We start from the raw sequence: 6,405 nt of genomic DNA on the forward strand, positions 1-6,405 counted from the left end.
GCACTTGAATCTATCCATGCCAGCTACCCTCAATAAAGTAGCTACCTTAGCTACCTCAGCTACTTTGGCTACGGCATCTGTTTATGATAACTACGGTAGATATCCCTGCGAGGTTAGCTACAGCAGGTGCCTAAGCTACCTGATGTAGAAGAGCTATCACCGCTATCAGACGTATCTCAGATTGGATCTGTGTGACCTCATCCTGCCGATAGATTTTTAATATTCCGCGGAAATTAAAATATATGGCTGAATCCGCAGTATCACATTCACACCCGCTTGATACGATGCTGGCCGTCTCCGATGTGATTCGGAACGACCGGCTCGCCAAGCTGTATGCTCGTGTCCTCGAACTTGACTCGCCAACCGTCGAGGAACTGTCAGAGGGCATCGAGAGTTCGACGACAACCATTTACGAGGATGTCAAACATCTCGTTGAGATCGATCTCTTGGAGCGGGTTACGGAGACGCAACCGTACCGCTATCGGGCGAGTCAGGTTGATATGACGATTCAGGCCGGCGGGGAGACGTTCCAGATCACGCCGACGCTCCTCGTTGCTCTCGCGGAACGCCAATCGAACGAGAATATTAGCCTCTATATCGACCGTCACGGTGTCAGCAGACTCGCAACAGCGATCGAATACGGTCGGGCGTACACGCAGTCGAAAATGAACGCTCGGATCATGGCCTGTGAACAAGAGATCCCTGTTCTTGAAGCAGAAACCATCCTCCAAGAACTTCAGGAGATCATTCTGGAGGCTGAGCCTGACATCTCGACAAGCCTCAATATTGAGGAACTTGACGCTGCTATCGACAAACAATTAGACGATTGACATCCTCCTCCGCGTGAACGCGGAGGAATCCTGAGCGGTGGAGATTTCAGGTTTGGAGTCTCACCGAACCCCGACACGGTGAGAATCAGCTCTGCTGTGACGCACTTAGATACGGCAGATGGTTCCACAAGCGCGCTAGTCGTCACCAACGCTGAACTGCGTGTATTCACTCACAGTGTTCAAGACGACACTCGTATTGGACTCTTGCACATCTGCATCGGCCAAGATGCGCTTGATCTGGTTGTTCATATCATCGGAGTCTGTGAATTTTCCAATCGCGATGATGTCGTAATCGCCAGTAGTCTCATACACACTCATCATCTGTGGTTCATCGCGAAGCGCGTCTGTAATATCCGGTAGCCCGGGCCCATCGACTTTGAGTTGGAGAATAGCAGTCACGTCGTAGCCAAGTTTGCTGTAATCGACAATTGGCGTATATCCCTCAATTGCACCTGCGTCTTCGAGATCAGCCAAATGGTTCGAGACCGTCGTCACCGACACATCAAGCTCGTCGCTGAGATTGCGCAAGCTCTCACGGCCATTCTCCAGAAGTGCGTTTACTAGTTCCGTATCGAGGTTTTCGTACGTCATTGATCCTATTTTGATCTGCAGTGGGGATAATTGTTTTACTTGGGCTCTGGTGAAATACTATTCATCAGACACATTCCTGCCTGAAACAGCCGGTCGATGAAAAGTGCGTATCTTGCTTCTCAACGGTCAAATTCGTTAGTCCCAACGAGATACGAACCGTACAATAAGAGAGCAACAGGCACTAAAAACCCAAATAATGATGATCCAGCGTAGAAGTTAGCCACCGCCAAGCCTAGTATTGATACTTGAAGACCCATGATACTCTTGTTTGCGCTCATATCGGTCGTGTTCCTTTCAATACAAATAATCTCTCGGCATCCTAGCCGACCTCATACGATATCGAGATCGGTAATGAGTTCCCTGTATTGACCGAAACCAGACGAAAACATATCAGCCGTTGATAATTGAACAGACCCCTATTTAACGGCCTGTTGACGGACGCTTGACCAACTTCACGACGGTCATTTCTTGATCACGCGATGGTCTGTCTGTGAGAACGCCTCAGTCGCCATATCAGCGCGCTCGGCGGCCTCAATGTGCTGGTACGCTTCGCGAACCTGTTCCTCGCTGTTGTCGAGATACCGGGCAGCTGCGGCGTAGCCGAACTGTCGAACTAGCACTTCTCCGACACCTCGACGCCCGCCGTGTAGTTCGAGATAGTCGCCATCGAGTGAGAGGTCCAGTTCGTCGCGACGCTCGGTGAGCGCGTTGTGGGTCCAGAGTCGTTCCATGATCGACCGGGCACCGTCGGTGGTGAGAGGTTTCGGAGCGTCGAGGTCGTGCTCAGCGGCGACGATCAGGTCAGGTGCCCCGTTTCGAACACGATCGATCGCGTCGGCGTGGAGACCGACAGTGGCGAGTCCATTGGCGACGTGTGCGGCGAGCGAGGGGCGGTGTAGCGTCGTGAACACTGGCCACGAGTCCGGCACGTCCAGCACCTCGGCGTACCGCTGCAACGGGCCGATAACGGGCTCGGGGAGTGATGCCTCCTTCCACTCACGGCTCTTTCGGAACACGGTGACGCTGCTGTCTGCGAACGACACGTCACGCCAGCGTATCCCGTTGCGGCCCTCTCGGTCCTCTTTCGGTGCCGAGAGGAACTCCGACCCGCGCAGGCCCGTGTAGGCGACGACGTACACGAGCGCCTGTTCGCGACACCGCTGGTAGGCCTCGAACCGGGCGCGCTGTTTGGCCTGCCACGTCTCACTCTCCGGATCGCCTCGATCGGCGTGGGAAACCTCAATCGCGCCGAGCGCGTCGAACGCTTCGGACACACGCCGGTCGACGAACTGCGTGATCAGGTCGCGGTGGATCGGCTCCCACGCCTGCTGGTCGCCCGGTCGGCGACCGTCGTTCTCGGGAAGGGGGTCTTCGGCGTCCGACTCCCGGGCGTAGTGGCGCGGGATGTACCCCTGTGCGTGCGCCCATCCGCACCACGACGCGACGTGCGCGTAGTAGGTGAGGACGGTCCCGGCGGCGTATCCGGCGGTTGAGAGATATCGTGCGTAGTCCGAGAAGACCGTCGTTTCGAGGTCCGCAAACCGCACGGTGTCGCCGTCGACGATGCCTGCCCACGACTCCGGCGGGGAGGCGTTCGCCGGGTCGGTGGCCTCGCCGAGACACCAGCGGTGGAATCGATGCAGCTCGCGATCGGCGTCAGTTCGGTACGCACCTTGCTCGCCGGCGTCGCCCTTCCCCTTGTCAGTGAGGTACTTCGTGAATGTGTCCTCGATCGGCGTCTCGACGGAGCGACGACCCGTCATTGAGCCTCCGAAGTGTAGGGGTTGTGCCGTCGGAATACCGCTACAGCCGCGACGGTAGGGCTGGAGCGTCCGTGTAGGGAAGCGTCAGGCATAGTTCTGGATCTGGCTCGTTTGTGGCCACGGGTGGGGGTCACTAAGAACTTACTCTGTCTTACTCAGCTAAGACAAAGTAAGTAATTTTGGCGAATATGAGAGTCTGTGAGTGGTCATCGAGTGATATTGGCCGCGAGAGCCTATCTGGACGAACGAATACACTGCTATATTGTATATCGCTATATTGATTTCCCGCCGCGGCTGACGCGGCCACTCAACCCCCCTTTTGTTCTCGTGGGAATGACCTGCCTTCTGGCGACTTCTAGTGTTAATTATCACTTCCACACCGCTCTGGCTACGCTTATGCCCCCGGCAGCCGTTGTTTCAGCCGGATGTCTATTGAACACACTACATCCCAAAAAGCATCGGAGGCGGGCGAGTAATGGCGGTTCGGAAGTCCAAGATCCCAGACACATGGGCCAAACGAAGGACAGCCGCAAACCAGAACTCAAAGACTGCCCGCGCGAGGATCAAGCGTGACCTGAACCGCGATCGGTCAGCTCTTGTTCAGCACACCAACATCAACGCGTTCACGGTCTATACGCAGGGGTCGTACAAGAACTACACCAATACGAGAGGGTCAAGCGATCTCGATCTGATCGTACAACTCCGATCCCCATGGAAGAGGAATCTCAGCAATCTCACCGACGAGGAGCGGGAGCGGTACCACGATGATAAGACCTTGGCAGATTACGGCTACGACGACGGCTTTCGTGATAGTGTCGTACAAGCCCTGCGTCAGTTTTATCGCGAGAACCAGCTGAAGGACCCCATCGATAATTCTGGGAAGGCAATCGAGATATCGGGTCGCCACAACCCGCTTCCCATCGACGTAGACGTGGTCGCCGCTCAGGAGTACCGCATATACCATTCCTATCCGGAGCATGGAGACCCCGAATACACAGAGGGAATGAAGTTCAAGCCTCTCATGGGTAACGAGTGGTGGATCAACTTCCCGAAGGTACACTACGAGAACGGGAACGCGAAACACGACAACTTCCGCGAGACGGTACGGATGTTCAAAAACGCGCGGGGCCACTACAATGACAACCACTGGTTCACCCTCGACACACCCTCCTACTACATCGAGTGTCTGATCTACAATGTCCCCGACCACGTACTGAAAACGTCCGATCTCACCGACCGGTTCGATGACGTGCTTTCGTGGTTTGAACGAGACAGTACGTACCTCGCCGACTTCGATCAGGTGTCAGAGATGGAGGCCCTGTTCGGTAACGAGAACACGCAGTGGAACACTGACGACGCTGAGAAGTACATCGAGAAGATGCGGACAATGTTCGACGACCTCTAATGCGCGGGACGCACGGCTTCTCGACCGATCAACCACGACGTCGCCGTATCACCCTCTTTGCCTTCGGTGCGGCGGGTGTCCTGATAGCCCACAATCTCGGCTCATCAATCGCCTCACTCACGGGGTACAGTATTTTCGCCAACCTGACTATTTCATTTGTACTCGCGTCGACAGTCGTGTACTTGGTTGTTTCGAGGGTCCTATGGAACCTCTGGCCTATTTCGAAGTTGATTGGCTCACCCCCAGACATTAGCGGGGAGTGGACCGGTCACCTCTACACAGACACAGACGAGTACGACGACGAGGACGTGGTTGCCGTCAACGAACTCGGGCACGACCTCGTGAAGATGGAAGCGGTTCTGCGAATCAAGCAGTCGTGGGACCAGATTCTCGTTGAGTTGGACGGTCCGAACTCGCCTTCAAAGAGTACGGGTGCGACCATCCTATTCGACCACGGGCCACCCACAATAACCTACAACTATGACAATGAAGGGGATGACTTCCAAGACGAGTTAGACCAGCACGCTGGGACAACTACGGTTGAGTACGACCCCGAAACAGAAACACTCGAAGGGACGTACTATACCGGTCCAAACCGAGAGAATCACGGCCACCTCATAGTAGAGCGGGCTTCCTGACGGCCCAATGGGTCACTGACCCGAACCACTTCCACTTTCACCGCCCATCCATGGCTCACCCCTTTTAGGGAACTGTTCATCTACGTGGACATACCCAAGACTCGACGACCGACTGCTGATCTGCCAGCGCTCGAACCGGGCGGACGGTAGCGTGTGCAGCGCGGTTGCGGTCGGAGTTCGGTGGGGCCGCCGCCCCTCCCGAGTGATCAACGCCCATCGGGTCACCGTCGCTCGCGACGTGGAGCGTGAAAGAGGGTTGTGCATGCATACTCGATCGTTCGGACAGAGAGGCTAAAAAGACAGAGCGTGACAACCAGCACACCTCTCGTCGATATCCAACAGGCCCCCTGTTTCCGCATAATCGAACACTCCACATGCCACGACGACACACAGCCGGGGACACACCCCTCGTTTCCGCATTATTCACCCGGTGATTTGGAGGACCTCAACAGCGGTCCTCCACGAGTATTATACTTAAACGGTGTCTATACGCTAGTACCGGATCGTCTAATAGTGCTGTTTTTTGGTGTCTCCAGTCTACAACACAACAACAACAATACATCAAACAAAAGATATATAATAATGCGGGAAGAGCGGGGTGAGATTATCGGGGAGGGTGTGATTCGGCTTCAAGACAGACGCTCTGGTATCCCCACACCCAGTAGCGAGTATTATGCGGAAACAAGGTGTGGGTGTGATATATAAAACCCGACTTATGAGGAAGTTCGAGAAAATGCGGAAGATGGGGTTTTATAAATGAATGTGTGTATGATACTCGTAACGTAGAGCCCCATGTCGCTGTTTGAAACCGACACTAACGTCTTCGAGAATGAGCGCGCGTTGATGGAAGAGTGGGTTCCTGATCGCCTCCCGGAGCGCGAGCCCGAATTGGAAGAGATCGCAAAGAGTTTTCGGACAACTATCCGCTCTGGGATCGAACCGAAGAACGTCCTCATCTCCGGGAAGACCGGGCAGGGGAAGACCGTCACCGCCCGTGTTGTGTTGGAGGAACTTCACAACTACTGCCAAGAGAAAAATATCGACCTCCGGACGTTTGAGGTGTCGCTGAAAGACGTGAACACTGCCTACCAGTCCGTCGGGAAAATCCTCACCGAGATCGAGCCCGAAACGACAGAGCGACCGAAGGGGCTTTCTCTCACCGATCTCAACGAGCGGAT

General features: G+C 55.0%; 6 protein-coding genes and 1 pseudogene. 4 read left to right on the plus strand and 3 right to left on the minus strand.

Translation table 11 applies throughout. From position 1 onward, the window contains the following. Nucleotides 1–242: 242 nt before the first annotated feature. Entirely contained in the window at nt 243–830 is a 588-nt protein-coding gene (locus NO887_RS17715) for a DUF7437 domain-containing protein (protein ID WP_256419499.1), read from the plus strand. 135 nt (nt 831–965) lie between these two features. Here the strand turns inward: NO887_RS17715 and lrp are convergent, their stop codons facing one another. The 3 genes from lrp to NO887_RS17730 all read right to left on the minus strand — a co-directional run bounded on the left by lrp (nt 966) and on the right by NO887_RS17730 (nt 3,184). Beyond that, nucleotides 966–1,421: an HTH-type transcriptional regulator Lrp gene (gene lrp, locus NO887_RS17720; protein WP_256419500.1), complete on the minus strand. Its 456-nt coding sequence runs from the start codon at nt 1,419–1,421 to the stop codon at nt 966–968. Nucleotides 1,422–1,540: 119 nt separating this feature from the next. Next, a complete protein-coding gene (locus NO887_RS17725) occupies nt 1,541–1,699 on the minus strand; it encodes a hypothetical protein (protein WP_256419501.1) in 159 nt (52 codons plus the stop codon). A gap of 183 nt (nt 1,700–1,882) precedes the next feature. After that, a complete protein-coding gene (locus NO887_RS17730) occupies nt 1,883–3,184 on the minus strand; it encodes a site-specific recombinase (RefSeq protein ID WP_256419502.1) in 1,302 nt (433 codons plus the stop codon). Nucleotides 3,185–3,659: 475 nt separating this feature from the next. Between NO887_RS17730 and NO887_RS17735 the strand changes: the two genes are divergently transcribed. The 3 genes and pseudogenes from NO887_RS17735 to NO887_RS17745 all read left to right on the plus strand — a co-directional run. After that, nucleotides 3,660–4,589: a nucleotidyltransferase-like protein gene (locus NO887_RS17735; protein WP_256419503.1), complete on the plus strand. Its 930-nt coding sequence runs from the start codon at nt 3,660–3,662 to the stop codon at nt 4,587–4,589. Continuing rightward, nucleotides 4,589–5,227, plus strand: coding sequence for a Cap15 family cyclic dinucleotide receptor domain-containing protein (locus tag NO887_RS17740; protein WP_256419504.1), 639 nt, complete (start codon nt 4,589–4,591; stop codon nt 5,225–5,227). Before NO887_RS17735 ends, NO887_RS17740 begins: the two co-directional genes overlap by 1 nt. Nucleotides 5,228–6,019: 792 nt before the next feature. Then, nucleotides 6,020–6,405: pseudogene (locus NO887_RS17745) on the plus strand (hypothetical protein); the annotation flags it as partial.

Source organism: Halorubrum laminariae, assembly GCF_024494655.1.
GTDB lineage: Archaea > Halobacteriota > Halobacteria > Halobacteriales > Haloferacaceae > Halorubrum > Halorubrum laminariae.

What these genes read in the sequence shown, in the direction of transcription:
- NO887_RS17715 (WP_256419499.1), top strand. Translation starts at nt 243, where the DNA reads ATGGCTGAATCCGCAGTATCACATTCACACCCGCTTGATACGATGCTG.
- lrp (WP_256419500.1), bottom strand. Translation starts at nt 1,421, where the DNA reads ATGACGTACGAAAACCTCGATACGGAACTAGTAAACGCACTTCTGGAG.
- NO887_RS17725 (WP_256419501.1), bottom strand. Translation starts at nt 1,699, where the DNA reads ATGAGCGCAAACAAGAGTATCATGGGTCTTCAAGTATCAATACTAGGC.
- NO887_RS17730 (WP_256419502.1), bottom strand. Translation starts at nt 3,184, where the DNA reads ATGACGGGTCGTCGCTCCGTCGAGACGCCGATCGAGGACACATTCACG.
- NO887_RS17735 (WP_256419503.1), top strand. Translation starts at nt 3,660, where the DNA reads ATGGCGGTTCGGAAGTCCAAGATCCCAGACACATGGGCCAAACGAAGG.
- NO887_RS17740 (WP_256419504.1), top strand. Translation starts at nt 4,589, where the DNA reads ATGCGCGGGACGCACGGCTTCTCGACCGATCAACCACGACGTCGCCGT.